General features: G+C 55.5%; 21 protein-coding genes. 10 read left to right on the top strand and 11 right to left on the bottom strand.

Translation table 11 applies throughout. The annotated features are described in order from the left end of the window. Positions 1–5: 5 nt before the first annotated feature. The 3 genes from Poly41_RS16180 to Poly41_RS16170 all read right to left on the bottom strand — a co-directional run bounded on the left by Poly41_RS16180 (position 6) and on the right by Poly41_RS16170 (position 3,186). Positions 6–851: a sugar phosphate isomerase/epimerase family protein gene (locus tag Poly41_RS16180; protein ID WP_146527649.1), complete on the bottom strand. Its 846-nt coding sequence runs from the start codon at positions 849–851 to the stop codon at positions 6–8. A gap of 21 nt (positions 852–872) precedes the next feature. Then, positions 873–1,550, bottom strand: a complete 678-nt coding sequence (locus Poly41_RS16175) for a hypothetical protein (protein WP_146527648.1) — start codon at positions 1,548–1,550, stop codon at positions 873–875. 130 nt (positions 1,551–1,680) lie between these two features. Continuing rightward, positions 1,681–3,186: a lipopolysaccharide biosynthesis protein gene (locus Poly41_RS16170; RefSeq protein ID WP_146527647.1), complete on the bottom strand. Its 1,506-nt coding sequence runs from the start codon at positions 3,184–3,186 to the stop codon at positions 1,681–1,683. Positions 3,187–3,401: 215 nt separating this feature from the next. Here Poly41_RS16170 and Poly41_RS16165 point away from each other — a divergent pair, with 215 nt between their 5' ends. From Poly41_RS16165 to Poly41_RS16155, 3 genes are all read left to right on the top strand, one after another. Continuing rightward, the gene (locus Poly41_RS16165; protein WP_146527645.1) at positions 3,402–3,809 is read left to right on the top strand and encodes a GntR family transcriptional regulator; all 408 of its coding nucleotides are present in this window, start codon (positions 3,402–3,404) and stop codon (positions 3,807–3,809) included. A 24-nt stretch (positions 3,810–3,833) separates the two neighbouring features. Beyond that, positions 3,834–4,745, top strand: coding sequence for an ABC transporter ATP-binding protein (locus tag Poly41_RS16160; protein WP_146527643.1), 912 nt, complete (start codon positions 3,834–3,836; stop codon positions 4,743–4,745). Positions 4,746–4,860: 115 nt separating this feature from the next. After that, the gene (locus Poly41_RS16155) at positions 4,861–7,269 is read left to right on the top strand and encodes an ABC transporter permease (RefSeq protein WP_146527641.1); all 2,409 of its coding nucleotides are present in this window, start codon (positions 4,861–4,863) and stop codon (positions 7,267–7,269) included. A 58-nt stretch (positions 7,270–7,327) separates the two neighbouring features. Here the strand turns inward: Poly41_RS16155 and Poly41_RS16150 are convergent, their stop codons facing one another. From Poly41_RS16150 to ftsY, 3 genes are all read right to left on the bottom strand, one after another. Continuing rightward, positions 7,328–8,416 carry a hypothetical protein gene (locus Poly41_RS16150; RefSeq protein ID WP_146527640.1) on the bottom strand — a complete coding sequence of 363 codons (1,089 nt, stop codon included), beginning with the start codon at positions 8,414–8,416 and terminating at the stop codon, positions 7,328–7,330. Positions 8,417–8,694: 278 nt separating this feature from the next. Continuing rightward, positions 8,695–9,276 carry a tRNA-(ms[2]io[6]A)-hydroxylase gene (gene miaE / locus Poly41_RS16145; protein WP_146527638.1) on the bottom strand — a complete coding sequence of 194 codons (582 nt, stop codon included), beginning with the start codon at positions 9,274–9,276 and terminating at the stop codon, positions 8,695–8,697. Between the two features lie 32 nt (positions 9,277–9,308). Then, positions 9,309–10,313: a signal recognition particle-docking protein FtsY gene (gene ftsY / locus Poly41_RS16140; RefSeq protein WP_146527920.1), complete on the bottom strand. Its 1,005-nt coding sequence runs from the start codon at positions 10,311–10,313 to the stop codon at positions 9,309–9,311. A 539-nt stretch (positions 10,314–10,852) separates the two neighbouring features. Here ftsY and Poly41_RS16135 point away from each other — a divergent pair. Next, complete coding sequence (locus Poly41_RS16135) at positions 10,853–12,160, top strand: porin (protein WP_146527636.1); 1,308 nt, start codon at positions 10,853–10,855, stop codon at positions 12,158–12,160. A gap of 139 nt (positions 12,161–12,299) precedes the next feature. Here the strand turns inward: Poly41_RS16135 and Poly41_RS16130 are convergent, their stop codons facing one another. Beyond that, positions 12,300–13,448 (bottom strand): N-acetyltransferase, encoded by a 1,149-nt coding sequence (locus tag Poly41_RS16130; RefSeq protein ID WP_146527634.1) that lies wholly within the window; start codon positions 13,446–13,448, stop codon positions 12,300–12,302. A 52-nt stretch (positions 13,449–13,500) separates the two neighbouring features. Between Poly41_RS16130 and Poly41_RS16125 the strand changes: the two genes are divergently transcribed. The 3 genes from Poly41_RS16125 to Poly41_RS16115 all read left to right on the top strand — a co-directional run bounded on the left by Poly41_RS16125 (position 13,501) and on the right by Poly41_RS16115 (position 17,700). After that, on the top strand, positions 13,501–14,310 hold the full coding sequence (locus tag Poly41_RS16125) for a TrmH family RNA methyltransferase (protein ID WP_146527632.1): 810 nt from the start codon (positions 13,501–13,503) through the stop codon (positions 14,308–14,310). A gap of 299 nt (positions 14,311–14,609) precedes the next feature. Then, on the top strand, positions 14,610–16,253 hold the full coding sequence (locus tag Poly41_RS16120; RefSeq protein ID WP_197231382.1) for a pilus assembly protein N-terminal domain-containing protein: 1,644 nt from the start codon (positions 14,610–14,612) through the stop codon (positions 16,251–16,253). A gap of 97 nt (positions 16,254–16,350) precedes the next feature. Beyond that, positions 16,351–17,700 (top strand): hypothetical protein, encoded by a 1,350-nt coding sequence (locus tag Poly41_RS16115; RefSeq protein WP_146527628.1) that lies wholly within the window; start codon positions 16,351–16,353, stop codon positions 17,698–17,700. Between the two features lie 81 nt (positions 17,701–17,781). Here Poly41_RS16115 and Poly41_RS16110 read toward each other — a convergent pair whose 3' ends face one another. The 3 genes from Poly41_RS16110 to ispD form a co-directional block, all read right to left on the bottom strand. After that, entirely contained in the window at positions 17,782–18,492 is a 711-nt protein-coding gene (locus Poly41_RS16110) for a 3-keto-disaccharide hydrolase (RefSeq protein ID WP_146527626.1), read from the bottom strand. Between the two features lie 168 nt (positions 18,493–18,660). Next, positions 18,661–19,953 (bottom strand): tyrosine--tRNA ligase, encoded by a 1,293-nt coding sequence (gene tyrS, locus Poly41_RS16105; protein WP_146527624.1) that lies wholly within the window; start codon positions 19,951–19,953, stop codon positions 18,661–18,663. Further along, on the bottom strand, positions 19,950–20,675 hold the full coding sequence (gene ispD / locus Poly41_RS16100; RefSeq protein ID WP_146527622.1) for a 2-C-methyl-D-erythritol 4-phosphate cytidylyltransferase: 726 nt from the start codon (positions 20,673–20,675) through the stop codon (positions 19,950–19,952). The genes tyrS and ispD overlap by 4 nt, the downstream gene beginning before the upstream one ends. Before the next feature lie 156 nt (positions 20,676–20,831). On the opposite strand from ispD, the gene Poly41_RS16095 reads away from it, so the two are divergent. Further along, complete coding sequence (locus Poly41_RS16095) at positions 20,832–21,437, top strand: hypothetical protein (RefSeq protein ID WP_231615697.1); 606 nt, start codon at positions 20,832–20,834, stop codon at positions 21,435–21,437. 42 nt (positions 21,438–21,479) lie between these two features. Continuing rightward, positions 21,480–23,501, top strand: coding sequence for an ATP-dependent helicase (locus Poly41_RS16090; protein WP_146527620.1), 2,022 nt, complete (start codon positions 21,480–21,482; stop codon positions 23,499–23,501). On the opposite strand, the gene Poly41_RS16085 is transcribed toward Poly41_RS16090, so the two are convergent. Beyond that, positions 23,440–25,026, bottom strand: a complete 1,587-nt coding sequence (locus tag Poly41_RS16085) for a recombinase family protein (protein ID WP_146527618.1) — start codon at positions 25,024–25,026, stop codon at positions 23,440–23,442. The two genes, Poly41_RS16090 and Poly41_RS16085, sit on opposite strands and share 62 nt — an antisense overlap. A gap of 912 nt (positions 25,027–25,938) precedes the next feature. Here Poly41_RS16085 and Poly41_RS16080 point away from each other — a divergent pair. Beyond that, a complete protein-coding gene (locus Poly41_RS16080) occupies positions 25,939–26,715 on the top strand; it encodes a PEP-CTERM sorting domain-containing protein (protein WP_146527616.1) in 777 nt (258 codons plus the stop codon). Positions 26,716–26,933 lie beyond the last annotated feature (218 nt).

Genomic DNA, 26,933 nt, shown 5'->3' with positions numbered 1-26,933 from the left:
TCAGCTTACTTTCGTTTTTCGACTTCGGACCGCATGAACTTCAATCCATTGGTTGCCAACGTGATTTCGTCCTTGAACATCTTGCGCCAAATCTTGGTTGCAGCGGCAATTTCGGGGAGCGCCAACCCGAAGGCTTCAATCACCATCCATCCGTCGTAGCCGGTTTCCGCAATCGCGTCAAAGTTTTGCTTCCAACGGATGTTTCCCTCGCCGGGCGTACTGCGATCGTTTTCACTAATGTGAATGTGAACCAATTTATCACCGCCCGCTTTGACGGCGGCGGGAATGCTCTTTTCTTCGATATTGCAGTGAAAGGTGTCGTACATCATGCCACATGACGGATGGTCGACTTCGCGAACAAAACGAGCGGTGTCCGCATGAGCGTTCAGAAAGTAACACTCGAATCGATTGAGTGTTTCCACGCCGAGCATGACACCCACTTTTTCAGCATACTCGGCCATTTCTCGCATGCTTTCCACACCCCACTTCCACTCGTCCTCGGTCGGACCCGCGCCGCTAAACAAGCCGATCGCCGAATGGTACGGTCCGACCAGGCTCTGAGCGCCAGCGGCGGCGCAGCAATCGAGCGTCTTCTTGTTGAGCTCGACGCCCTTGGCACGCACGCTTTTGTCCGCCGAAATGGGGTTGTCCTCCTCGACACGGATCGTGACCGCGGTTCGCTCGAGCCCGAGATCATCGAGCTGCTTGCCGATTTTCGCGTAGTCGAGGTCCAAGTTGAACATCGGTAACTCAACTCCGTCGAATCCGATTGCTTTCAGCTGTTCACACACCGGCATTTGTGCATCGGTGACTTCGCCATTCCATAGAAGGAGATTCATGCCGTACTTCATCGTTTGTCTGCTCGGTTAGAGTTAGGAAGGAAGGGGAAAGGGCGAAGGCCCGATTGGCGGGGTTAACAGTTCCGTACGTCGAGACTCGACCAAGTGGCGTGCCTTGTCAAACCAATCGAGAAGGGAGTCGGGCAGCGGAGCCAATCGCACTCGATTCATCACCTGGTTCAACCGGTAAAGTAGTTTCTCATTGTCGAGGTAGTCGTACAAGAACCGTATTTGAACAAAACGGTCGATCACAGGGGCCAGTTTTTCGGTCGGTTTGCCAGTGATTTCATTCACCGCCGACTGAACCGTCTCGGACGATACGTCCGAAAGCATCTGGTAGTAGCGATCGGCCATCGCTCGCTGATCACGAATCCACAGCGCATCGAGCAGCATTTCGACCAAGATATGCCCAACAAATGTGGGCCGAAAACCCGAATCACCGGGCAATTGGTCGCGAAGTTGGACCGCAAACGTCATGTTCGTTTCGGCAAAGGCCTGCGTTTCGTGAAACCAGGTGTCGTCTTCCACGTGGCGAACAATTCCCAACGCGACCTCGCGAAGGGACCGGTTTTCGTTTTCAAGAAAACGGACCGCATGCTTTCGCCGAGCACGGATCTTGCGATCCACCACGCTCAGCCAATCCGGCACCGCGGTTCCTGCCGCAACCAGCGGGGAATCAAAATAGGGTATCGCGTGGCAGAGAAAATTCATGCTCTACAGCGTAGCAGTAACTCGTCGGCACAACACCCTGGTAGCGCGTGGGTGTTCCGACTTCCGCTCTGAGGGAAGGGAACCGAATCGCCGAATCGACGGAACCACCCTCTGCGCCATTGGTCACACGTTATAGCTTGAACTGCAACTCGCGATTGCGACGGGCAAGTTTGGCCACACCGATGTCAACGCCTTCGACCAACCATGCTTTAAGTTGGCTGCTTGCGGCAATCGTGAGCATCATGCAAATCAGCGCCGTTACGGGGCCCAAAAGTAAGGTGGCCGGAAGCAGCGTGATCAGAATCATCGCCAAGTCAAAACGGAAACCGCATCGAGCCATCGCGATCCAGACGCCCGTCAATACCACCGCGTGGGAACACAGCGTCGCAATCACGGCGCCCTGCAATCCGAGCGTGGGCAACAACAGCGTGTTAAGAATCACGTTGACGATCAAGCCAACCGTGATCGCAAGGCCAACGAGCTTGCCTCGCTCCGATACCCACAAGTAGTCTTGTCCGATCGTCGCCAGCGAGGACCAGATGTAGAAGACGAATGCCATGGGCATCAGTGCCAAACCGTCGGCATATCGATTTTGAAGTAGGTTTGCAAACAACCACGGCGCGATCAGCAGCACCGTGGCACTGCCCACCGTGAAGATCACCGAAACGGCCGCTAAGATCTTGCGCAGCCGCTCGACCACGGCTTCGCGGTGCCCGGATTCCCAGTCGGCGGACAAGTACGGCAGCAGCACGCCGCTGATCATGGTCGCCAAGCTGATCAACAAGACCGGAAAGATGCGACCGCTGTGATACTGACCCACCGCGGCCTGTCCAACTTGTTCGCCGCCGCCAGTAAAATGCAAGATCATGTAGCGATCGGACATCTCAAACAGATTGCTAAGTAAGTTCATCGTCCACAGCGCGGCGGCATAGGGCAACAACCGTCGCCACATCGACGGAGCATCAAATGGCGAGTCGCTTGCGGGCAATCCGCCCCAACCGCGCCAAAGGATCCACGCTCCTGGCAAGATTGCGATCAACGACGCGACGGCGAAGCTCAGGATCAATCCTTCCAGTCCGCCACCAGTCATCAGCCAAGCGACACCGATCACGGTGAACAGCACGCTCTGCAAGAACTGCATCAGCGAACCGATGCGAATTTGCCTTAAACTCGAAACCAGTTGATGAACGAAGTTGAAAGCGATGATCGACAAAACCCCCACGGCAACGCTGTGCGTCAGCGAGCGGTTGTTGGCATCGAGAAAAATCAGCCAGCTGAAGAAATCGGGGAACGCAACCATGGCGGTCAAGAAGATCCCGCCACATGCGATGGATGTGATCAGCAAGCGACGGACCAAAGACCGCAAGTGGCCCTGTTGGCGGTACGTTTCGACATAGCGCGGCAACGATCCGGGCATCCCAAACAGCATCACCGGCGTGATCATGATGATGAAATCAAAAGCCATCGCCCAACCGCCCACGACGGTGTCGTCCATCAAGCGGCAAAACCAAATGCCCCGAAAGAAACCGAGGGCTCGCTGGATGATCGTCATCGCCAAAACGACCATCATCCCCATCGCCAGCGAATCCGCAGCGAAGGAGGTGTGGGTTGCGGCGGACGTTTTAGAAGATGCCACAGCGAGTCGAGAGCGAGAATGCGAGATGTAGAAGTGTCGAGGTCGCTGAAGTGTGGGTCAGCGTTCTCGACGCCGTCGGCGAAAACAGAAGGGCGGAGTCGCAAACGGAATGAAGGTTGCGGGCCGGCAGGGATTTTGCGGATTTTGTGGCTTGGTGGGCTTGCCCGGACACCTGGATCTGTGTACCATGACACCAGTACACAAGCGAGGTGACCATGTTTTTCTCGATTGAGCCTGGTGGCGACGTCCCGATCTACGAGCAGATTGTTCGGCAAGTGAAGTTAGCCGTTGCCGATGGCGTCTTGGTGGGTGGCCAGATGGTGCCCAGCGTTCGGCAATTGGCTGGTGAGTTGGCGATCAATCCCAACACGATCGCTCGTGCTTATCAGCAGTTGCAAGCCGATTTGGTGCTTGAGCCGCTGCGCGGCCGTGGCATGATTGTCCGCCGCGATTCGCTGGCCCGTTGTACCAAGGCACGCAACTCTCTCGTTGGCGACGCTGTTCGCCGGGCGCTAGCCGACGCACTTGGTGGGGGGATGACGCCCGAGGCTTTACGTGAGCTGTTCGAAGCGGAGCTGCACCGGCAAGCCGAATCGGTCAATGCCAATGGCTCGAACCCGTAACTTTCTAATCAGAGGACAACGACGATGGAATCGGTGATTTCGCTCAAGTCGGTATCAAAACGTTTCGGTCAAACGATTGCACTCGAGGACGTCTCGATCGACATTCCTGCGGGGGTTGTTTTTGCCTTGCTCGGCGAAAACGGTGCGGGCAAAACGACCCTGATCCGAATTTTAACCGGCTTTTTGAATCCAGACTCGGGTGACGCGACCGTGCTTGGTCATCCGTGTGACAAAGCCGGTTTGTCCATTCGCCAAGCGATCGGTTATGTCTCGGACTCGCCGGCACTTTACGAATGGATGCGGCCAGAAGAAATCGGATGGTTCACGTCTGCCTTTTATGATCAGGGGTTCTTGCAGCGGTACCAGCAATTGATTGTCGATTTTGACGTTCCTGGCGGGGTGCGTCTGAAGAACCTCAGCAAAGGTCAGCGAGCGAAGGTGGCGTTGGCGCTCGCCACCGCCCACGATCCACAGCTGTTGATTTTGGATGAGCCGACGAGCGGGCTCGATCCGATGGTGCGTCGCCAATTCCTGGAATCGATGGTCGATCGAGCGGCACTCGGACGCACCGTGCTATTGAGTAGTCACCAAATCAACGAAGTCGAACGGGTAGCCGATTGGATTGGTATTCTGCATCAAGGCCATTTGAAACTGGTCGAACCGCTTGACGAGCTCCGCTCATCGACATCGATCGTTACGGCAACGTTGGACGACAGCTGTGCGGTGGCCGCCTTGCCAGCGGGCAAGGTGTTGATGGAGTCCAAGAACGGGCGGCAATTGCGCTGGGTCGTGAAGGGGCTGTCAGACGATTGGAAAAACAGCTACGGCGAAGACAGTGGTGTGACCAATTTGTCGGCTGTGCCAGCGACCTTGGAAGAGATCTTCGTCGCGGTCTGTGACTCACGTGCATCACGTCCGCAAATCGAAGTGAGCTAAGCATTCCGTTGGAGTTCAGCCATCAGGCTGCCCCAGCCGGGACGCTCGTCCTACTGCTCGGTTACAACGACAACGGTTGAACATCCAAGTTAATAGTCCTGTGGAACCATCGATCATGAAACCAACCGCAACGATGACTCGATTGATCTGGAAAGATGCGATCACGATCCGGCCGCTGATGATCGCGGTCGTGGCGGGGATGCTTGCCTTCAACCTGCCGGCGATCGCTTTCAACTACGTCAACTGGCCGGGGCGATGGCAAGTCGATCTCTTTATGGGGTTATGGATTTTGATGCCCAATCTATTCGCCATCGGAGCTCCGGCGATGTTAGTAGGAACCGAGGAAGACTCTGGCACGCTCAACTGGTTACGGACCCTACCGATCGCGTGGCAACGCGTGCTGCGTTCTAAATGGATCGTTGGTTTGCTGGGGCTGCTCCTTTGTTGGTTGTTCTCGTCGGTTGTCTTTTCGGTCATCCTCGCTTGGGGGACTTTCGAATCTTCCGCTGGGTTTGACGAAATCGGAACGTTGCCGGGAATCCTGTTCCAACTGTTCTTTAGCGTGTTGCTTCTGCTCTGCGGTTTTGTAACGGCCTACTTCGTTCGGTCCCCGGTGGCTGCGCTGCTTTTGATGGTACCGCTGATTGTGGCGCTTTCCTTTGCCGCAACCATCACGGGCAGTATCTTGGTCAATGCAATTCGGTATTACGAACTTGACGTGCATTGGTTCAATGGCATCAAACTATGGTCGCTCATTGGTGTTGGCATCGGCTACCTGGCAGTGGTGTGGGTGGTGGGGCGATGGTTGGGCAAGCGGCGAATGGTGGGCGCCGAGCGAACCTTTTCGCTCCGCTTGTCCAATGACTTCGTTCGCCCCTATCAACCGCCGCGCGGATTGCCGGGGGCGGAGTCGAAACCGTCGAGGACGAAGGCGTTGTTGTGGCAACAATGGCGGCAGATGGCGCCGGTGGCGATCCCGCTATTTTCGATTGCGCTCGTGTCGCTACTGCTTTTCAAGCTCGTCCCGACGCGGATTCATGGAACTCAAGGTTGGCTCTCTGGGATGGCCGAGTTTGCACCCCTGTTTTTGTCTCTTGCTGTCATTTGGCTGGGGGGGGCGACATTTTATGGCGATGCGGTTCGCCGGCGTTGTGCGTACTTTGCGGATCGTGGCATCTCACCGACCGCTGTGTGGTGGACGCGATTGGCGGTGCCGGCGCTGTTTTGCCTTGTCGTTGGGGGATTGATGCTGATTCCGTCTTCTTCCGCCGCGCAGCAAAGCGACCGCAGCAATGACTTCCAAGGCAGTTTGCTGTTTGCCGCAGCACTTGCCGGTATTTTCGTCGTCAGCCAATTTGCGTCGCAGATCACGCATCGTCCCGTGTTGGGTTTTCTGGTGGCTCCGGTGGCGGTGGTTCTCTACTACATGTTCGTGGCGATGACGGCTGTCGTCTATGACCTTTATGCTGGTGCGATGGCTCTTGCTCTACCGGTGCTTTTGTTTGCCACTTGGCGAATGACGCCACGCTGGCTCGAAGGACGTTTTGGAACAGGTTTCTACGCGCGGGCGTTTGGATATGCGGCCCTCGCCTTGGTCTTGCCCTGGACGTTGATCCTTGCTTCACGGGTGATCACGACGCCGGCATTCGATGGCGAATGGCGGACCGCGATGTTCCACAAAAGCGAGGCTCGGTTGAGCGTTGTGGAGCAGAACCTTGAAGAGCATCCGCCGATGGAGATTGACTCCCAGGCGTATGACTACGGCCTTGGGCAATACCCCTTTACCGATCTGACCGATATCAAGAAACGACTGGAACAGGAGTTGGCGGATGAGGAAGGAATCGGGCGTCACGTCAGCTTTCCGCAGCTTGAATTTGTTGCGAGAAATCTGGTGGATTTGCAGCAGAACGAGGGTCTGAGTCGGGAAGAATCAGACGACGTTCAGCGGATGGCGATGAAAACCCTTGCAAAATGGGCGCGAGCCAGTCGCGAACTCGTGCTGCGGTACAGCGTTTCTAGCGCCGTCGTGTCCCAAATTGCGGAGCCGGCGGAGAGGCTGTTGGTCGAACAGTTCCACGATGGACTGGGTACCCCCGAACAACTTGGCGAGATCGTCGCGATGATTCCGGATGCGGAATTGCGGAAGAAATCACGCGAGCTCAAGTTGATCCAAGAATGGCAAGCCTATCAGGTTGCGCCTTGGTATCGTGATCCATCTGGCTACCAAAAGTCATTCTTGGGGCAACCCGTCGGGGTTGGAGTCGCATGGTTGCCGCTGGAACGTCGGCGATCGGATCGATTTCTGGATCAAGCGGTGAAGGTGACACTGGATGGTCTGAAGAATGGGTTGCCCGCCAAGGCATCTGTCGCCTACGAACGACGGCGAGCCTTGTGGGGACAAATGGTGGGTCCTAGATGGAGAAAAGGGGGGCTGACCCAGGTGTTTAGCCGTTTTCTCGATCGTTGGACGCTGGATCATGAAATGGCGATCGCCGATCTTCGCGCGAGATATCCGGCCAATTGATGCAGTGGGTTTTGGGAAAGCATCCTTGCATCCTCACCGAAAAGACTCCCAATTCGACCTATTCCACCACGGCTGCCTTCGCGGCTGCGTAACGATTTTCAGCTTGGTGGTTGTTGGCGGTGGTCTGGGATCCTTGGTTTAAGCTCACAAAGGTTTCGCGGGCATCACAATAGTCGAGTGCAACCATTCGCGTGGCCACGGGCAGTTCGAGGATTTGTTTGTCCGCATGCGGGTTGGTTCCTTCTCGGAGCAGTCGTTCGACCCACTGATTTGCCGGTTCGGAAGGCTTCGAGTCAAACAGGTTGGTGACATTTCGAACGAGTCCTGCAATGGCATTCGTACTTCGCGTGCTTTGGGCAGCTGCCCGTCGCAGCGCATCTTCTGCCGCTGCAAGTGACTTGGCTGCCCGCATCGCCTCGTTATCCCCAACGTCGTGGACTGCGACGACAAAGTTTGCCCGTCCGAGCGTTACCACGTCACGATCCCACCCTGCGAACGATTTCTGTTCGCTTTGAGCGATCACCGAGACATCGACCAACCCCGAACGCCATTGTTGCGGAACGCTGAGGGTCAAACGAAAGGTCTTCTCGCCTTCAAGCACTTGTTGCTCCGTCCATTTCAATTTGAAGTAAACGCCACGACCGCGATTGATGGTTCCGGAAGCCGTGACCGCTTGCACTGGAGCGACACGGTCGTATTGAAGTGATTCGATTTTCTTGCTGCCACGATCCATCCCCGCATTCCCTCGAGCGAGTTGTCCGTAGGTGCCGTCGATCGAAAGCCCGACCGACTCGCTACGCTCGTCCGTTTGCTTGATTTGAATCGGGCCTTGGATACCGCTGGCGACTTCGGTGCGTGGTGCGTAGTCAGCGACTTGGATTTCATCTCCGCGAGGTTGGCAGCGAACAATCCACTGGTCGATCTTTTTCGGATCGGGAGCGACAATCATTGAGGAGAGTCGAAGTTCGATGTCGACAAGCCGAGCGGAACCTTCGTCACATGCACTGGGGACCGCAGCAGTGACTAAGGGAAGGTCAAAGAAGATCTCGGGCGAGTTGGCGTGGTTGGCGGCACGCAGCTGGGCGGTGGGTGCGCACAGGATGCTGGCGATGGTGACGAGCGTGTACGCAAAGTAGGGGCGAAACATCCGAGTTCTCCTTTTTCCGGGTCGGTGGGACATGCCGGATTCATTCCGGATCACCCCATCGTGATGGGGTCTGCAATTCCATCTTGGAAAAAGGTCTCGCGATCGAGTCGCGTGACGAAAGCAATCTAGGAGCCAGGCGGGATGTGTCAACGGAGACTTCGACCGCAGTCGTGTCTATTGGATTCACGGACGAACGTCGTGAAACAGAAGGGGGAGTTCAGGCTTCGAGAACGTCCGATTTTGAATGGCCAGCTAAACTCCAACCGCGTGAAACATTTTTAGCTGTGCATTCTGACAAGCGTTGATCCGTCACTGATGATTTCGCTTTCCGAGGCGGACAGTTGGTCTAACCGCTCGCGGACCGTCGGTCGTGGCGCAAAGTGTTCGGCCAACCGGACGTAGGTCGAATGATGGCGAGCCTCGCTTTCAAACAGGCTCTCGTAAAAGTCGGCAAGCTCGGCATCACGGTCACGGATGTGTTCGGCGAGCAAACTGAATCGTTCACAGCTCCTCGCTTCGATGAGGGATGCAACCAACAACCGATCGACAGCCCGATGCGGTTCGGAAGGCCGGACGAGTTGGTTTAGTCGTCGACCGTAAGGGCCAACCGCAAGCCGACGAAACCGGATCCCCCGAGCGTCCAACCGTGCCAGAACCATTTCGAAATGCTCGAGCTCCTCTTCAACAATTTGCTTCATCTCATGACAGAGATCGCGGTTTTCGGTGTACGCATTGATCAGATTCATCGCGGTCGACGCGGCTTTCCGCTCACAATGGGCATGATCGATCAGCACTTCGTCGAGATTCTCATCGACTTGGGCAAGCCAGCGTTTTTGAGACGCGGTTTTGAGATGCAACATGATGATTCCGAGAACCGTTATTCCGAGAACAGTTATTCCGAGAACAGTGCTTTGGCGAACGAATCGGGATCGAACGGTGCGATGTCTTCGACCTTTTCGCCAAGGCCGACGAACTTGACGGGCAACGTGAACTGCTCGCGAATGGGTAAAATCACTCCCCCCTTCGCCGAACCATCCAGTTTCGCCAAGACGATCCCGGTGCAGCCGGCAGCTTCGCTGAACCCCTTGGCTTGGCTGATGGCGTTTTGGCCGGCTGTCGCGTCGAGAACCAAAAGGACTTCGTGCGGCGCCCCGTCGACTTTGTTCTCCACCACGCGGCGAATCTTTTCAAGCTGTTGCATGAGATTCGTTTGCGTTTGCAGTCGGCCGGCGGTGTCGATGATGACGACGTCGGCACCGGTTTCGATCGCGCGCTGGGCGGTTTGATAGGCGACGCTGGCCGGATCCGCGCCTTGATTCCCGGTGACAATGTCGCAGCCGATCCGGCCGGCCCAAACCGTCAGCTGTTCGACCGCAGCGGCGCGAAAGGTATCACCGGCGCCGAGCACCACCTTGTGGCCCGTATTGTGAAGGTGGTACGCGAGTTTGCCGATCGAAGTGGTTTTGCCGCTGCCGTTGACTCCGACGACTAAAATCACCGTCGGCGGCGAATCGGCGAATTGGAGCTCGGTCGATTCCTGAGCCAACATCGAGCGTGTTTGCTCGGTGATCGTCTCGAGCACTTCCTCAAGTTGGACGACTCGGCCGCGAAGTCGCGTTGCCACATCATCACGGATCGTTTCTGCCGGCCCGGTTCCCATATCGGTACGGATGAGCTTCGCAAACAGATCGTCCAGCAACGCATCGTCGACTAACCGGCCTTCACTTTTGAACAGGTCGCGGATATCGGTGTTCAGTGTGCGGCGGGTTTTCTGAAGCCCGGAACGCATTTTGGCAAAGAGGCCTGTCGACGACTTTTCTGTGCTGCGCTCACCGGAGCTTGGTGCCGGATCAACGTTTTCCGAGGACTCGGGTTTCTTGGATCGCCAAAACGCCATCGAGAGATTCACTTGCAAAAAAGGGGGCATTGGAAGCTGAGGACGACGATTCTGTCTGATCTTGGGCCGTTCGTACAGATACCGGTCACGTTGCCGCCCCTGATTCGGCCCAGTGGCGTCAAGCTGATCCGATTGCCGGTCTTTTCCGGATAGTCGCCGCATTTCTCCTATTTTCCGTGCTCGGAATATCTCTCCTGATAGTAACTTTCTCGCTAATGAGAAGGGATTGTGTAGTGGTTTCGGTACACACCCGATCCTATTTTTAACACGATGTTTCGCGATATCGGAGAGGCCCGTTTCCAATAGGTCACCGATACCATCCGTGAAGACTTAGCGTGGTGCTAGGAAGTCGAACGTCATCATTGGCGGAGTCCCCCTGGGGATTGCGTCAGGCGGATCACTCGACCTCGAGCGACCTGGAAGCGGGAATTTTTCTCGCGAGTCCCAATGGAGGTTCGATGGAATTGTCATTGGGGGCCACGCGGCGATTGCCAGAACATTAAACCACCCGCTACGGATTTTGGGGAGTAAAGACGACGATGAGAATTAGCAAACTCGCAATGATTGCCATGATTGCTTGCGGCATGAACGCCGCAAACGCATTCGGCGACCAAGCAACCGACATTTCACAGGTTTCTTTCTGCGCCGCAGAAAGCTGCGATTGTGGCGAGCCGGTTTGTGGCTGTGAGCCGATGGCTCCGAGCTGTGACAGTGGAAGCTGCGACAGCGGATGCGATTCGGCCGGTTGCCTCGATATGGGCTGTTTGGATATGGGGTGCCTGGGGGGTGAATGCTGCCTCGGCGACCCGTGGGAATTGTTTGGATCGACCGACAGCGGCTGGTCGGCCGGTGGTTGGATGCAATTGGGATACCATAGCAACGCCATCCCACTATTCAACAACCGTCCTGACGAAGTGCAGCTGCAACAAGCTTGGCTGTACGCTGAGAAAGCAATTGACACGTCCTGCGGTTTCGACATCGGTGGACGAATCGATTACCTCTATGGTACCGACGCTCAAAATACCCAAGCGTTCGGAATCGATAACAATCACTGGGACAATGGCTGGGACAATGGTTCCACCGACAATGGCTATGGGCATGCGATGCCGCAGTTGTACGCCGAAGCCGGCTATGGCGATTTGTCGGTCAAAGCAGGACACTTCTACACCATCATCGGTTGGGAAGTTGTCCAAGCGACCGGTAACTTCTTCTACAGCCATGCCTATACGATGAACAACAGCGAGCCGTTTACGCACACCGGTGCCTTGGCAACGTACAACGTGAACGACAACATCACCGCTTACGGTGGATACGTTCTCGGTTGGGACAGCGGTTTCGAGGACAATGGCGATGCATTCTTGGGCGGGTTGTCGGTCGGACTCTCCGACGACTTGACGGTCACCTACGCATCCGTTGGCGGTGTTTTCCAGAACAACCGAGCCGGGGGAACCGACAACTACGTCAAGGGCTACATGCAGTCGATCGTCGCCGACTTGGCACTTTCGGATAACCTTCAGTACATCTTCCAAACCGACTATTTGACCGCGGAAGACCGTGTCGGCGGAACCGTTGCAGAAACGTTTGATATCAACCAGTACTTGATCTACACCGTCAGCGATTGCTGGGCATTCGGTGGTCGTTTCGAATGGTACAACGAAGAAGGTATTTACTCGGCAGTGGGTGACAGCGCGGACATCTACGCCTTGACCCTGGGTGCGAACTACAAGCCTCACGCCAACGTCATCGTTCGTCCTGAAATCCGTTGGGATTGGGACAGCGACGAAGTTGCCGGTCTTGATGGCGACAGCCAAACGACCTTCGGTATTGACTCGATCTTTACTTTCTAAGTCGATGGCTTAGCAACGTGAAAGCTGAAAACCCGGTTGTCTGGTCCCCCAGACGACCGGGTTTTTTCGTTTGGCACCGCAGGGATCGGCTGACGAAAATGCGGGGGACCTGTCGGCAGCAAGTCAATTGGGAGCCAAGCTAGTCTAAGGATCGGTCATACAGTCGGTGGGTTTTGACCCGTGTCGCACCGCCCCGTTCGATGGTGCCGCGCGACAGCTTATTGCTCTCCAGAACCCAGGAAAATTCACCCACTTGGATCCCGAAATCGACCGCATCTGGCAAAATCCGCGATAGCGTGACCAGGCCGATTCCCCATTTCTGGTATTTCGGGAGGACGTTGGTGCTGATCAACCGCAGCCGGTCGATCTTGCGTTTTCCGGTTAGCAACCTCAGCCAGCCGAACGGAAAAAGCCGTCCGTCAATTTTTGAGATGATTTGGTTGTAATCGAGCAGCCCGAATCCGGCGCCGACCGGCTCGCCGTCAATCTCTGCGATGCTGGTCAGTTCGGGGACAATCAAGTGCTTCAATCCCGCGCTTTGCTCTGCGATTTCCGCTTCGCTCATCGGCACGTAGCCCCACGTTTTCTCAAGCGATCGATTGTAAATCTCTAAGAACGTACGGACATCCTTTTTGAAGTGCTTTCGATCGAGCGGGCGACAATTCACTTTGAATCGGCGAGTCGCTTCGTCGATCACGAACTTCAACTTTGGATCCAAATCCTTAATGATGTCGATATGGGCTTCGTAGCTAAAGAGATCCTGTGTCTTTTCAAAGCCCGATTCTTGATACAGCTTTTCGTAGTATTCGGGGTTGTAAGGGATCAGGAACGTTGGTGGTGAATCAAATCCATCGACTAAGAGTCCGACTTCATAGTTCAAGCTGGGGTGGACCGGGCCTCGCACATCGGTCATCCCTTGTTGGCGAAGCCAATCGAAGGCATGATCAAATAGCATCGCGGCCGCCTCGCGGTCGTCAAAACACTCAAAAAAGCCAACAAATCCACGTTGTTCCTCGTATCGCCGATTGTGGCCATGGTTGACGATGGCCAAAATCCGTCCCACCGGTCGGCTTCCTCGGCGGGCGATGAAGGCTTGGCGGTCGGCATCGTCATAGAACGGATGGTGTTTAAAACCGACGATTTTGCGTCGTTCGGACCAAATCGGTGGAACCCAGTGGGGATTGCCGCGATTGACTTCGCGTTCGACCTGCAAAAATTCCTTTTGGTCTCGCCGCGACGCGACGCCGTCACAGGTCAATGGGCCTTCAAGTCGAGCTCGTTCGTTCATCGTGTCTTTTTCTTTCTCGTATCCGGTGATTGGCAACAATCATCCAATCCTTATGAGCGATTCGCAACCACTCGTGATTCGAAGCCACTCCAATCCGACGGTTCGACGATTGATTCGTTTAAGGAGCAATCGTACACGACGGCGAGAAAAACGTCTGCTTGTCGATGGATGGCGGGAAACGAGGCAAGCGATCGACGCGGGATTGGAATTGATCGGTTGGTTTACTTGCGAGTCGACCGATTCGTCGGTTGGGGCGGATTTGCCGACAAGCACACGGCACCTGGTTTCTCATTCGGTGATGGAAAAAATCGCGTTTGGTCAATCGGCTCGCGGCATCGTGGCTGAGTTTTCGGAGCCGATTCGGTCGCTTGAAACGCTCGATTTGTCAGAGAATGCTCTGGTTTTGGTCCTCGATTGTCTCGAGAAACCGGGAAACATTGGGGCGGTGTTTCGCAGCGCCGATGCGGCGGGTGTGGAGGCCGTGGTGCTCTGTGGTGACGGCAGTGACCTTTACAACCCCAATGCGATTCGAAACAGCCTAGGGACGGTTTTTCGCATTCCGAGTGCGACCGGCAGCGAAAAGGAGGTGCAGCACTTTTTGGTTTCTCGTGGCATCCGGACGATCGCCGCGCGGGTCGAATCTTCGCAGCCATTGTGGCATGCGGACCTCTCCGGCCCGCTCGCGATCATCATGGGAAGCGAGTCGAAGGGGCTCGGAGATCGTTGGCAATCGGTTGCGGGACAGCCGATTCCGGGGGTTCGCGTTCCGATGTTTGGTGAGGTGGACAGCCTCAATGTGTCGGTCTCAGCCGCGGTGATGCTGTACGAGGCCCGGCGGCAACGGGAATCTCGCGGAGATTAGCAAAAATCTCGCCGGGTCCTCGCTGGTTGCATTCCGTTCACGATTACGAAGCCATTCCGCCGGCATTTGCGGACCCAAAATCGGTTTCTCGTGCACAACTGCTGCGATACGGTTGACCGATACATGCGATGGAAGCGACAGAATCGTTAATGTCATCGCAGGTGGGATCCGATACTTAGAGCAACCGGATGTTCGATGCTCTTTTGTATCGGCGTCTGAGGATGTGCCGAGGGGGGCCCATCCATTCGATCGCTCGGACGCAAGGATGCGGCATGCGTGACGTAAGAACGACACAAAGAATGAAAACTCGGTCTCGCCGACGAGCTCTGCTAAGCTTGTTGGTGATGGCTGTGGCTTCACCTGGCTATGCCGGTGAACCGTCAGCAGCCACGGCAGCAGCGCCGACGACGTCGATGCGGATGCTGCCACCGTTGCCGCTGCAACCGATCCAAACGGTGAGCCACGATGCCGATTCGAGAAGTCGAGTTCAGGCCAATCCGTTCTATGTCGATGACTCGGCAGGAAACGTTGACAATGCGATCTTGCTTGCTTCGGGGGACGACGCGCCGGCGGTTCGGCTAAAACCGATTGGTGCTGCGATTGGGTTGCATCCGATCGGAAGCCCCAAGATACCCGGTGCCGAGATGTTGATTGAATCCGTACCGCTTCCGGCGGTACAGACCAATCCATTGATCGAGTCGGTGCATCACGAAAACAATGACCTGGTCAATGCCGACGTGGAAGTGACCTTCCGCCCGCCAGTCAAACATGGTTCGGGATCGGCTCCGCCTTCGGCGGACGTTGCAACGGAATCACACGCTCCGGCGGATACGCAAGCCTTGGTCCCGATGGAGCCAGCGGAAAGCGAAATGGCCGAATCCGAACCGATTTGTTTTTCGTTTTCTGATTCTTCGGATTCGATGACGATTGAGGCACGCACCGAATCTGCCGATTCCTTTGCGAGCCACCTGCAAAAGCCAATCGGGCCAGAACCCGTGGCGGATCAACCGTTGGTCAAGCAGCGGTTGGACATCGTTCCCGTCGTTCTCGACGAGCAACCCTCGGTAACCGAAGCGATCGACACGGACTTGGTCCACGAATCAAACGATGTCGACTCGTCAAGCATGGTAGGCGGTCCAAGTGTATTGGCCATGCCACCGATGGCAACGGACCATGAACCCAACTCGGCCGAACCGATCCTGATGATGGAACCCGAGGACCTGCTACAGGCTCCCGTGCGAGAAGCATTGATGCTGGGTGAGGGGCAACAAGCCAACCAACTACTCAAGAAACGCTATCGGCCACCGGTTGCGGTCGAGTCGCCGCCGGCAAGCTTCCAACGACCTGAACTTGATGCAACGGCATCCATCGTTCGGCCGACGGTACAAGCGGTCCGGGCACCGGTGTTGACGGAAAACTCCAATCGCGATCGGGGTGCAGCGACCGAGTTCAAGCATGGAACTCAACCCTTGGCCGGGACAGGCACTCACAACAAGCCAACACCGCTGTACATCAGTCGTGCTCAGGTGCGGTCGTTGACCATCCAGGGTGAACTACGACGAGTCAGCGTTGGGGACCAAAGCGTTTGCCGTGCACTCGCATCCGGATCAAATCAAATCAAGTTGATCGGTGCGGGCAATGGGGTGACACGGTTGGTCGTCTGGGCTGACACGGCGGATGCTTCGCCGACAAAGGTTCGCCATTTTGATATCCACGTTCAAGACGCGGTTGATGCCAGCGGTGATGCCGTCGGCGACAAAGTCAGCATGCTGAACCGAACGATTGGAGAAACGTTTCCTAGCAGCAACGTGCAGGTGCAACAGGAGGGCAACGATCTTGTCATCCGAGGCCATTGTACGAGCGAAGAGACGGCAAAGAAAATCGTTCGCATGGTTCGCAAGACCTGCTTGATTCCTGTTCGCGATGAACTCAACGTACGCTGAGTATAGATTCGCAAAAATTTTTCTCGAGTATTCCAACCACCAACCGGTCACACCCTGCGGTGCAACTTTACGCACTACGAGTCTACGAGGTACGATCATGAAGATCCGTTCGACACACAAACGCTTCGGTAGCATAGCCGCTCGCACGTTCGCGGCTTGCGGGCTCCTAGCCGGCACCTTGGTCGTTTCCAACGTTCACGCCCAAACGGGATTGTTCGGCAATTTTCAATCGCCGTCCAAAACATCACCGAGTCAAACGGCTCCAAAGTCCATCATGCACGGGGATCAAGAGTTCCACGTGATGACCGCGGACGGCGTGCCGACAGCGGCGAGTGCCGGGCGTGTTGCGACCGTCGGAAGTTTGCCGGCGAGCGAAATGACAGGGGGCGTGGCGCAAACCAGCTGCTTGTCCTGTGGCACGAGTTGTGGTGGAGCATGCGGCGGTTACAGCGGCATGGGAGACCTGTACGGGGCTGGCTCGTGTGGCACCGGGAACTGTGGCAATTACGGCGGCTATGGTGACAGCTATGGTGGCTTCGGTGAAGGCTATGGTTCGGTTTGTGGAACGCCATGCAAACCCTATTGCTACGTCTCGGTCGAAGCCCTTTATATGGAACACCAAGGCGATCAGCCAAACCTTTGGAATTCGGGTTTCGAATATCCGGAGTTTGATTTTCAATGGGGCTCACGAATCACGATCGGATCGGTTCCTGATTGTGTCCACGGCTGGGAGGCCGCCTACGTCGGGCCGTTCGACTGGAACCTTGCATCGGCTTCAACGTTTGCCTCTCGTGATCTGGTGAACATCTCCAATGCATTGTCACTGGCGGCGGTTCCAGCTGCACAGAATCCGTTCCTTGATGTCGTCGGTCACGGTTCGCAGTACGACGTCGAATACTGGAGCCTAGAGGCCAACAAGACGCTGGTGGGTTGGGACGTGGCCAAGATCCTTTACGGTGCTCGCTACATTGATTACAGCGAAGAGTTCAACCAAAGCGTTGTTAATGGTAATGGCGTGCAGGGTTTCATGAAAAGCACGACGGGCAACTCGCTGGTGGGTGGCCAAATTGGCCTCGACATGCTGTACCCGGTTTCCTGCCACGGCTACATGGATCTCCGCGGTCGGGCAGGTGCTTACATGAACATTGCCGACGCCGATATGATCGCCGTTTCCTTCGCTGCGGCTCCTAACAATGCGTCAGGAGTGCTGATGAACGACGACGATATCGACTTGGCCGGCGTGTTCGAAATCGGTACCGGTTACCGATATCAGCTAGGGGAAATGTTGTCCGTCCGAGCGGGTGTCGAAGCATGGTACATCACCGGCATCGCAAGTGCTCCGGAACAAATGGTCTCGGTCATCAATGCAGGGCCTCGCCAAAATGTTGATACCGGCGAATCCTTCTTCGTGCTTGGCTATAACTTTGGTGTCCAAGTGAAATATTAGTCGCACGAAAACGCTGATATCGAAATGGAAAAAGGACAGGACTTCGGCCTGTCCTTTTTTTGTGCGCGGACCGCCGAACCGCTACTCGCTCCATTGGCTGATCGGCGTCAATTCCACTTTGCGGAATTCCACTTCAGACCCTTCGGCCTGTAACGCGATTTGGCCTTCGTTGGCGGTGCAGTCAAAACCATGATTGACAAGATCGCCGTTGACCCAAACCTTGATGGCATTGCCGAGGCATTCGATCAGCATCGTGTTCCACTCGCCCACCGGCTTCTCGGAGCCCTCGGTCAAGTTCTTAATGCGCCGGAGCTTGCCCTCCGTTGTCCCCCAGTCCTTTTTAACGCCACGACGCGTTTCCATATCGGGGACCGCGATGTCTTCGCAGATGCACCAGAAATCGCCGGCATTTTCGTGCATCATTTGCACCTCGATCGACTGAGGAAACATGGCGTACAACGATCGCGGGGTTGAGGCAAAGACCAACACGCCACAGTTGCCTGGCTTCGCCGCAAAACGGTACTGAACTTCCAATCGAAAATCTTTGTACTCCGCATCGGTGATCAAATGGCCTGGTGGATTCCCCATGCTGACCAGCATCCCGTCACGGACCTGGAACGATGCCTTTGCGTTTGGGTCTTTGTCTTTGGCCGGAACGTCAACGTGCCAACCCTGCAGGTCGGTGCCATTGAACAGGCTCTTCGTCCCCTCGGCTGCCGTCGCCGACGGCACGAGCGCCGCGGTTGAGAATGCGGCAACGCAGAAAAGAGAAACGCACCATTTGATCTTCATTTGTGTTTCCTTTGAAGCAAAACAGGGGAGAAATTTGAAGGGAGGATTCTTGATATTCTACTGCATCGATGCCCCAGATGTCGTCGGATGCACGAGTCCGTGCCGCGTCGTGACAGCCTGGCCCCCCCGTTTGAAAACGAAGTCACTTTTGCGTGGCGAGGTTTGCCCTTAACTTCCCGACGAGAATCGGAGCAGTGCGTACTTCTTCTTGCCGCGTCTCAGCACCATCACCGTCTCGCTTGCTAAGTCCTTCTCCGTCAAGCGATGGTTCATGTCGCTCAACCTTCGATTGTTCAAATAGGCACTCCCCTCCTTGATCGCTCGCCGTGCTTCACTGCTGCTACTGACCAGCCCCGACGTCTGCAGTGCCTCGACGATCCACCATCCGTCTTGGGTGAGCAGGTTTCGGTCCGCTTCATTACTGGGCACATCCGCGAAAATTTGACCTAACTGGGCATCGGTTGCCTTTTCGATTTCGCCGCCAAACAGAATGCGGGTCGCGCGCTCGGCCGATGCAATGCCATCGGTTCCATGAACCAATTCGGTCATCCACTGTGCCAATCGCTTCTGACCCGCGCGGCGACCCGGGTCCGAAGTGGTTTGTTCGGCGAGCGAATCGTATTCCTCTCTCTCGATTTCGGTTAAGTACGCAATGCATCGCATCACGTCGGCGTCGTCGACATTGATCCAGTATTGGTAGAACTCGTAAGGGCTGGTTCGATCGGGATCGAGCCAAATCGCTCCTTTTTCAGTCTTGCCCATTTTGCGACCGTCACTGGTCGTCAAAAGCGGCGCCGTCAAGCCGAAGAGTTGCTTGCCTAGCATTCGGCGTCCCAGATCAATGCCAGCGGTGATGTTGCCCCACTGGTCACTACCGCCCGCCTGGATCCGGCACTCGTGTTCCCGGCAAAGGTATACGAAGTCATAGGCTTGTAGCAGCATGTAGCTGAATTCGGTGTAGCTCAATCCTGCTTCGCTATCGAGTCGCGATCGAACGGACTCTTTGCCCATCATTGCACCGACTGGAAAGTTTTTGCCGACGTCTCGGAGGAATTCAAGGTACGAGTAGCCTTGCATCCAATCGAAATTGTTCAACAGCTTGGCTCCGCCACTGCCGTCAAAGTCGAGGAACTGTTTCATCTGCTGGCCGACTCCGTTTACATTCGATTGCAACTGCTGCGGAGAAAGCAGGTTTCGTTCTTCGCTCTTGCCACTGGGGTCACCAATCATGCCGGTCGCCCCGCCCACGAGCGCGATGGGACGATGGCCAGCTCGTTGAAACCGACGCAGCATCATCACTTGCATCAAGTGGCCGACATGCAGGCTGGAGGCCGTTGGGTCGAAGCCGATGTAGATCGTTTGCGGTCCGCTTTGCAGCAACTTTCCCAGTTCAGCTTCATCGGTGGTTTGATGGATCAGCCCTCGCCAACGGAGGTCTTCGATGAGGTTGGTTTTTGTCATGATGGTTTTTGGCAAGCCAAGATGGCTTCGGCTACGAGTAAGTCTTCGGGGTGAGTGATTTTGATGTTGTCGGCTCCACCGTGCACCAATGCAACCGGATGGCCCATTCGCTCGACCAACTCGGCATCATCGGTGGCGGGTCGTCCACGGTATCGTTGGTAAGCACGTTGGAGCAGATCGAGATGGAAGACCTGAGGCGTCAAGGCGACCCAAAGTTCACGCCGGTCGACGGTGAGAGAGTCGTCGCCCGCATTGATTTGGCGTTTGAGGGTTCCTGCAACAGGCGTTGCCAAGAGGGCGGCACCGGTTTGATAAGCTCGCTGAAAAACGGCTGACAAATCGGCGGCACGGACCAACGGCCGGGCGGCGTCGTGAATCGCGACCATTTCGATCGATTTGTCGCCGCTCACGCAGTCCAATCCCGCCAAGACGCTGTCGGTTCGCTGCTTGCCGCCGAGCACGCATTCGATACTCAACTGCTTGACCCACGGCGCGAATCGGTCTTCAAACGCGGTGCGGTCATGTTCGGAAACTGCCAGCACAATTCGGCCAATCTCCGGCTGATTTGCGAGCGTTCGAGCGGCATGAAACCAAATCGGCTCTCCGGCGAGCAACGCGAAAAGCTTGTTTTCGTGGCTTCCAAACCTTCGCCCGCTTCCCGCGGCAGGCAAAATCGCCGCAATACTGCTCTCCTTCGGTCGAGGCGGGGCATCGTCAATCATGGAGGGGCCGTCCTGCAGGGGGCGCCGTCCCGCAGGGGGGCAAGGAGACGCAGAAAACTGTCAAAAACTCGGTCAGTCGGCAATCGTAAAGTTCAGGGCAAGTGCGTACAATTGCCCTGACTTTTCAACCAACGCCACCCGCGGAGCCAACGGAACATGCCCGAACTGAAAACTACTGACGAAATGAGTGGATTGCGTCGTTCACCGGAAAACACGTGTTGTGGGTTTCGTCGTTACGGTGGCATGGCGTTGGTCTTGGTTGCCGTGGCCAGCACCTGTGCCGCCAGCTACTTTGCCGGTCGAGCCGCGACACCGACTCCGGTCGTTTTTCCACCGATCGATGCCACCGCAGCCGTCAACAGTGAAAATTACTCGATGGCAACGGGCGACGTCAGCGAAGATGCAGAAGGCCTGTTTGTGCTCGATCATAATTCAGGACTGCTGCAGTGTTCGGTGATTTATCCTCGTGCAGGACGGTTCATGGCAAGTTTCACGGCTCAAGTGGGTGAAGCGTTGGCAGTTGGCGGCAAAGGAGGCAACTACGTGATGTTGACCGGTCGGGCCGATTTTCCACGTTCAAGTAGTACGCCTGCTGCTCCCTCGGTGGTCTACGTACTTGACACCGCCACCGGCAATTATGCCTGCTACGGTATCCCGTTCAACAAGGTCTTCGTCAGTTCGAATCGTCCACAAGCGGGAGCACTTGTCTTGATTGCAACCGGATCCGCGAACCCGATCCTCGATCGAGACGCGATCCGTTAACGACCTTGAAATGACGATTTGTTTTTTCTTGTTTTGCCTCTTATGACCAATGGATTGAATGTGAGCCACGGACTTAATCAGGCTCAGGCGGAAGCTGTCGATACGTTGTCCGGTCCGATGTTGGTGCTCGCGGGTGCGGGTACCGGCAAGACCCGGGTGGTTACGTTTCGGATTGCCAACCTGATTCGCAATGGCACGCCTCCGGATCGCATTTTGGCGATGACGTTTACCAATAAGGCCGCCGGCGAAATGCAAGAGCGGATTGGTGAATTGATAGGGTCGAAAAAAAAGCGAAATCCGAAGCGTGGCGAGGCGGCGGAACCGAAGCCGACGATCAGCACGTTCCATTCGCTCTGCGTGCGGATTCTTCGTCAACATGCTCCCACCTTAGGATTCCCTAAGAAGTTCTCGATCTACGATCGTAGTGACCAAGAGTCGCTCGCGCGTGGGATCCTCCGTGAGCTTCGTTTACCGGGGACGGCCTTGAAACCGGGCGATATGCTCGCGATCATTGGCGGGTGGAAGAACCAATCGGTGTTGCCCGACGAAGCGGCCATGAGTGCTTCAACCGACAAAGAGCATTTTGCCGCATCGGGTTATCGCCGTTATCAAGATGCTCTGCGTGCGCGAGCCGCGATGGATTTCGATGATCTGCTGCTGCATACCGAAACGCTGTTTCGCGAACACCACGATGTGCGCGATGCGGTGGCGTCCTTGTACGATCATGTCCTGGTCGATGAATACCAAGATACCAATGGTAGCCAATATCGGATCACTCGTGATTTGACGTTCAAGCATCGTAATTTCTGTGTCGTCGGTGATGATGATCAATCCATTTATGCTTGGCGCGGCGCCGATGTGACACACATCCTGAGCTTCACCCAAGACTGGCCGGATGCAAAAGTGGTTTGTCTTGAAGACAACTACCGTAGCACCGGTGCGATTTTGTCGATGGCCAACACGTTGATTCAATACAACACCGAACGACACGATAAGGTGTTGATCCCCAGTCGGCCTGATGGCATGCGGCCGCGTATCTTGCAACACAAAGACGAAACGGTCGAAGCAAAGCTGGTCGTCTCAGAGATTACGGAACTGATCAACAAAAAGCACATTCAACCACGTGATATCGCCATTCTTTTCCGTACCAATGAGCAACCACGGTTATTCGAAACGGAACTGCGAAAAGCGAACGTGCCGTACGTGATGATGGGCAGCCAATCGTTCTTTGATCGCCGTGAAATCCGTGATCTTCTGGCATTTTTAAAATGGATCGATCAACCGGACGATGAGATTTCCTTGCTGCGGATCATCAACACGCCGGCGCGTGGCTTGAGCAACAAGACGGTGCAGTTGTTGGTCAAACGGGCGGTTGAGCGAGGGGTGCCGGTGTGGCAAGTGATGCAAAACAACGCTGCGATCGCCGATCTATCACCAAGTGCTCGACGTGGAATCGCGGAACTGGAATCACTGGCTCACGATGTCCGCGAGCGGGCCGAGCATGATTCGCTGACCGACGCGATACGGACGATGCTCGAACGGACCGCCTATGCCGACGAGATCGCACGGCTCTATGATCAACCCGAAGAACGTGATGCGAGAATGGCGTCGATCGGCGATTTGACCAATGCGATCGGCGCGTATCAAGACAACAGCAGCGACCCGAGCTTGACCGGGTTCCTTTCCGACATCGCGCTGTCGGGACGCGAGATGGGAAATGAAAAGGACAAGATGGCGGCAAAGAACTCGGTTTGGCTATTAACGCTGCATGCGGCTAAGGGTCTCGAATTCCCCTACGTCTATATGGTTGGGATGGAAGAAGGGATCCTGCCGCACAGTCGATCCCTGAAAAGCGGTCGCGATGAAGATATCGCCGAAGAACGCCGTCTCTGCTACGTCGGAATCACACGAGCCCAAGAGAACCTCACCCTCTCGATGGCACTGACGCGGCGGAAATGGGGGAAACCGCGACCAACGACGCCAAGCCCGTTCTTGTACGAGATCACTGGTAAGGCGGACAACCCAGCTCGGAACAGGAAAGCACGGAAGCGACGGCTGGCGTAATCCCCGGCCAGCTGAGCCGAATATCGCCACCGATCAATTTACACACCCACCGCTTGCCGCTGGTGCCCTGGGCAATCCGTTCGATGTGTGGGGTCACACGAAGGCTTAAGTCACTGAACATGCCGCGTAGCTTGGCGGGATCGATGTCGGCTAGTTCGGTTTGTGCCGCTATCAAATTGTCGTACATTCGGCTTGCCGTCTTGGCGATCGCCAACGCTCGCTCCTGACCATTGCCGCTCAGTGCATCGGTCTTTTCGGCTTCATCGGCCGCGATCACGTCTTTGAGCCTCCGAATTTCGGCTGTGACGATCGGAACCATATCGTCGTCAACGATTAACAACCGTTTTTCCATCCGTTGCAATTTGCCCTTCGCGTTTGCAATCGATCGATCGAGCTTGTTACCCGTTTTGCTCGCTTCCTGGTGTCGGCGCCCCATATCGATCAGGATGGCATCCATAACCGTACGCTGATTTGCCTCGAAAAATTCAGTTAACCGGCCAAGCACAGCGTCGATCACTTCACACTCATTGACCACGTATCGCGGGCAATCGGAAAGAGCCTCACCGTAGCCGCTGCAAACGTAGATTCTATTGCCACGATGGGTGGTCCCGTGGAAAGGGTGCCCACAGTGCTCGCAAGTGACCATACCCGTCAAAGCGAACACACTGCCCGTTTTCTCCGATGGGCTGCAGTGCTTCCGATTCGTTTTCATCTGGTCTTGCACGGCATTGAACAGATCAGCGGACACCAGAGCCTCATGATTATTCGGGATGATGTTCCACTGATCTCGCGGCAACGTGACCCGTTTTTTGTCGATGATCGATATTTTGTTGCTGGTGAATTCGCCAAGGTAAACGCGATTTTTTAGGGTGTTCCGCAAGCCACCACGGGACCGCCTACCGTAGCCACGACCATCGAGCCAGTCGATCAAATCGGTCAAGCTTTCACCCCCCGCATATCGCTCAAACAGTGTTCTAAGAATCTCGGCGGTCTCGGGGTCCGGTGTCAGCTTGCCACCCGAGTCAACCGCGTAGCCAAATGGTATTTTGCCCCCCGTGGTCTTCCCTTTTAAGCCTGCATTCCGCCGACCCCGCTTCACGTTTTTTGACAGGTCACGGAGAAACTGAGCCTTGCCCATTTGGCGAGCCATCACACCCAGCTGATCGGATAGCTCGCCCCACTCAAGAATGCCATCGTTGCAAGTGTGAACGAAAACACCAGCGGTTCGTAACGTCTTCATATACGCTGCAGAATCGATCAAATCGCCACGCGATAATCTGTCCTGGTTCCAACAAAGCACACCCTCGAAACGGCTCAGAACCGAATCGGTGAGCAGCTGTTGATACCCTGGCCGGTCTTCGCAATCCCCACTGAGCCCGATGTCGGAATACTCGGTGACGATGTCGTATCCCTCTCGCTCAGCAAGCTTAGCGATCTCGGCTCTTTGCTGTTCGGGTGAGGTTTCGGATTGCTTGTCCGATGAGCAGCGGATGTATGCCGCTACTCGTCGTCGTCGTTTCGCCATCGTAGATACTCACTTTCTCGTTAGTGGTCTCAACTCTCGAAAAACGTAAAATGGGGCAACAGTCGAGAAACTGCTTTCGGTAGCGAGCCTAGCCCCACCACATCTTACCATTCACAAGCAGTTTCACAAAATGTCACCCCAACCAGACGATCCAACTCCCGAAGAGATCGAAGCAGCCTGTGCCGCGATTCGGGCGTCGTTGTGACGTTACCGCGTCCACGGGGAGTCTGAGTAGATGGTCGGCACGGGGGTGAGTCGTCGGCAGGAATTGCCCGATTGGCACCAAACTTGGGTCATCGTATTGCGGTGCGTGCACCCATGCTCATTCGCACGCTGTGATGTGCCTAACCGCACGAAACGAGAATCGGTCGTCATCGCCGAGCGGAAACGTCAACTAATTGCAGGAAATACGCAAAATTGGCGTAAAACTGCCCGCCAAATGTTTACCTGCTTTACCATCGCGACTCTAATGGGGGTGCAGGGAGCACCGATTGCGGTGGATTCGCAGATGTGTTTTTCGTAGCTCAACAACACACAGATTCATGAAATGATGAGGTCCACTTCAATCGTGATAGTCTGCTTGGCGACGCTGGTCGCTAGTGCAGGCAATGTATCAGCGGGGATTATGACTTCTCCGTTTGAGGTGGACTCGTTCGCAAATGTCGATGCGAGCAGCTTTCCAATAACGAATCCTGACGACGAGGATTCCAAGCTCCTTGATGCATTGCAACAAACATTCGGCATGAGCTGCCAGTCCAATCCCAGCGTCGATAACACGCCGCCAGTTTGTGTCGGTATCTTTGACTACCCGTCCGTTGAAGACGAATTGTGTCAATGGCTAGTCAGCCATCGCCATCTAGTGATTCCAGGTCTAATACCAATATGCCTGCTGAAGGTTCCGATTGAAGTCGTGTGATTGAATCCAACTTTTTTACACGGCAACTACATTTCAGACACTTTCAGTATTGGAACAAAACTATGACACTCAAAATAAGACTTGGCATCGCGTGTATGGCGGTACTGGCGGCTACGGCGGGGCAGGTGCAAGCGGGAACCATGACCTTCAACACGAGCGATTCCCAGTTCGACAGCGGAATCAATAATCAGGGCTGGTGGAGCGACACCCGACCTAACAATAATTCAAACGAAAATTACTTTACTGGATCTGCTAGCTCGAGTGTCTTACGCTCATTTTTCACGTTTGATCTGTCCAGTTTGAGTGGGACAGTGACATCCGCCACCCTATCCCTTCGACGGTTCGATTTCATCTCCGACGAGGGTTCCGAGACTTTGGGTTTTTTTGACGTATTGACAGATGCTGCGACCCTAAATAACAACGTCGGCAGTAGTGCCGCAATATTTGCGGATCTCGGTACGGGTGTCAGTTACGGTTCGTTTACGCTTGATGTCGCTACTACGCCTGACGTGCTAACATTCAATCTGAATGCGAACGCGTTGGCAGACATTCAGTCCGCCCAGGGCGGGTTTTTCTCGATAGGGGGAAGCTTGCTCACCGACGATGGAAACGACAGGATTTTTTCGAGTAGCGGTGCTTTTGACCCTCATTCGCTAACCGTTGTTACCACCTCCGCTGGTGCCGTCCCCGAACCCACCTCCCTCGCCATCTTCGGCTTCGGTGCATTCGGGCTAGCAGGGTTCCGACGACGAAAGCAAAAGCAGAACGCGTAACACTAACGCGACTATCGATTCTCATCACGGGCGTCCTTCGGGTCGCCCGTTTTTCAGTTGACATTGGTCCGTAGAGCCCCAATGGGTTATACAGCGCCACCATGAACATGTTGTGACGTTACGGCGGATCCTGGAAGGACAAGGCGTCAACAGCGATCAATCCGACGGACCCCGGTAGAGCCTCGATCTCGCGTCATCGCTCAAGACAACAGCCACGA

This window comes from Novipirellula artificiosorum (assembly GCF_007860135.1).
GTDB lineage: Bacteria > Planctomycetota > Planctomycetia > Pirellulales > Pirellulaceae > Novipirellula_A > Novipirellula_A artificiosorum.
Note: the sequence above shows the minus strand (reverse complement) of the source record. Positions and strands in the feature narration are given on the sequence as shown.

What these genes read in the sequence shown, in the direction of transcription:
- Poly41_RS16180 (WP_146527649.1), bottom strand. Translation starts at nt 851, where the DNA reads ATGAAGTACGGCATGAATCTCCTTCTATGGAATGGCGAAGTCACCGAT.
- Poly41_RS16175 (WP_146527648.1), bottom strand. Translation starts at nt 1,550, where the DNA reads ATGAATTTTCTCTGCCACGCGATACCCTATTTTGATTCCCCGCTGGTT.
- Poly41_RS16165 (WP_146527645.1), top strand. Translation starts at nt 3,402, where the DNA reads ATGTTTTTCTCGATTGAGCCTGGTGGCGACGTCCCGATCTACGAGCAG.
- Poly41_RS16160 (WP_146527643.1), top strand. Translation starts at nt 3,834, where the DNA reads ATGGAATCGGTGATTTCGCTCAAGTCGGTATCAAAACGTTTCGGTCAA.
- Poly41_RS16155 (WP_146527641.1), top strand. Translation starts at nt 4,861, where the DNA reads ATGAAACCAACCGCAACGATGACTCGATTGATCTGGAAAGATGCGATC.
- Poly41_RS16150 (WP_146527640.1), bottom strand. Translation starts at nt 8,416, where the DNA reads ATGTTTCGCCCCTACTTTGCGTACACGCTCGTCACCATCGCCAGCATC.
- miaE (WP_146527638.1), bottom strand. Translation starts at nt 9,276, where the DNA reads ATGTTGCATCTCAAAACCGCGTCTCAAAAACGCTGGCTTGCCCAAGTC.
- ftsY (WP_146527920.1), bottom strand. Translation starts at nt 10,313, where the DNA reads ATGGCGTTTTGGCGATCCAAGAAACCCGAGTCCTCGGAAAACGTTGAT.
- Poly41_RS16135 (WP_146527636.1), top strand. Translation starts at nt 10,853, where the DNA reads ATGAGAATTAGCAAACTCGCAATGATTGCCATGATTGCTTGCGGCATG.
- Poly41_RS16130 (WP_146527634.1), bottom strand. Translation starts at nt 13,448, where the DNA reads ATGAACGAACGAGCTCGACTTGAAGGCCCATTGACCTGTGACGGCGTC.
- Poly41_RS16125 (WP_146527632.1), top strand. Translation starts at nt 13,501, where the DNA reads ATGAGCGATTCGCAACCACTCGTGATTCGAAGCCACTCCAATCCGACG.
- Poly41_RS16120 (WP_197231382.1), top strand. Translation starts at nt 14,610, where the DNA reads ATGAAAACTCGGTCTCGCCGACGAGCTCTGCTAAGCTTGTTGGTGATG.
- Poly41_RS16115 (WP_146527628.1), top strand. Translation starts at nt 16,351, where the DNA reads ATGAAGATCCGTTCGACACACAAACGCTTCGGTAGCATAGCCGCTCGC.
- Poly41_RS16110 (WP_146527626.1), bottom strand. Translation starts at nt 18,492, where the DNA reads ATGAAGATCAAATGGTGCGTTTCTCTTTTCTGCGTTGCCGCATTCTCA.
- tyrS (WP_146527624.1), bottom strand. Translation starts at nt 19,953, where the DNA reads ATGACAAAAACCAACCTCATCGAAGACCTCCGTTGGCGAGGGCTGATC.
- ispD (WP_146527622.1), bottom strand. Translation starts at nt 20,675, where the DNA reads ATGATTGACGATGCCCCGCCTCGACCGAAGGAGAGCAGTATTGCGGCG.
- Poly41_RS16095 (WP_231615697.1), top strand. Translation starts at nt 20,832, where the DNA reads ATGCCCGAACTGAAAACTACTGACGAAATGAGTGGATTGCGTCGTTCA.
- Poly41_RS16090 (WP_146527620.1), top strand. Translation starts at nt 21,480, where the DNA reads ATGACCAATGGATTGAATGTGAGCCACGGACTTAATCAGGCTCAGGCG.
- Poly41_RS16085 (WP_146527618.1), bottom strand. Translation starts at nt 25,026, where the DNA reads ATGGCGAAACGACGACGACGAGTAGCGGCATACATCCGCTGCTCATCG.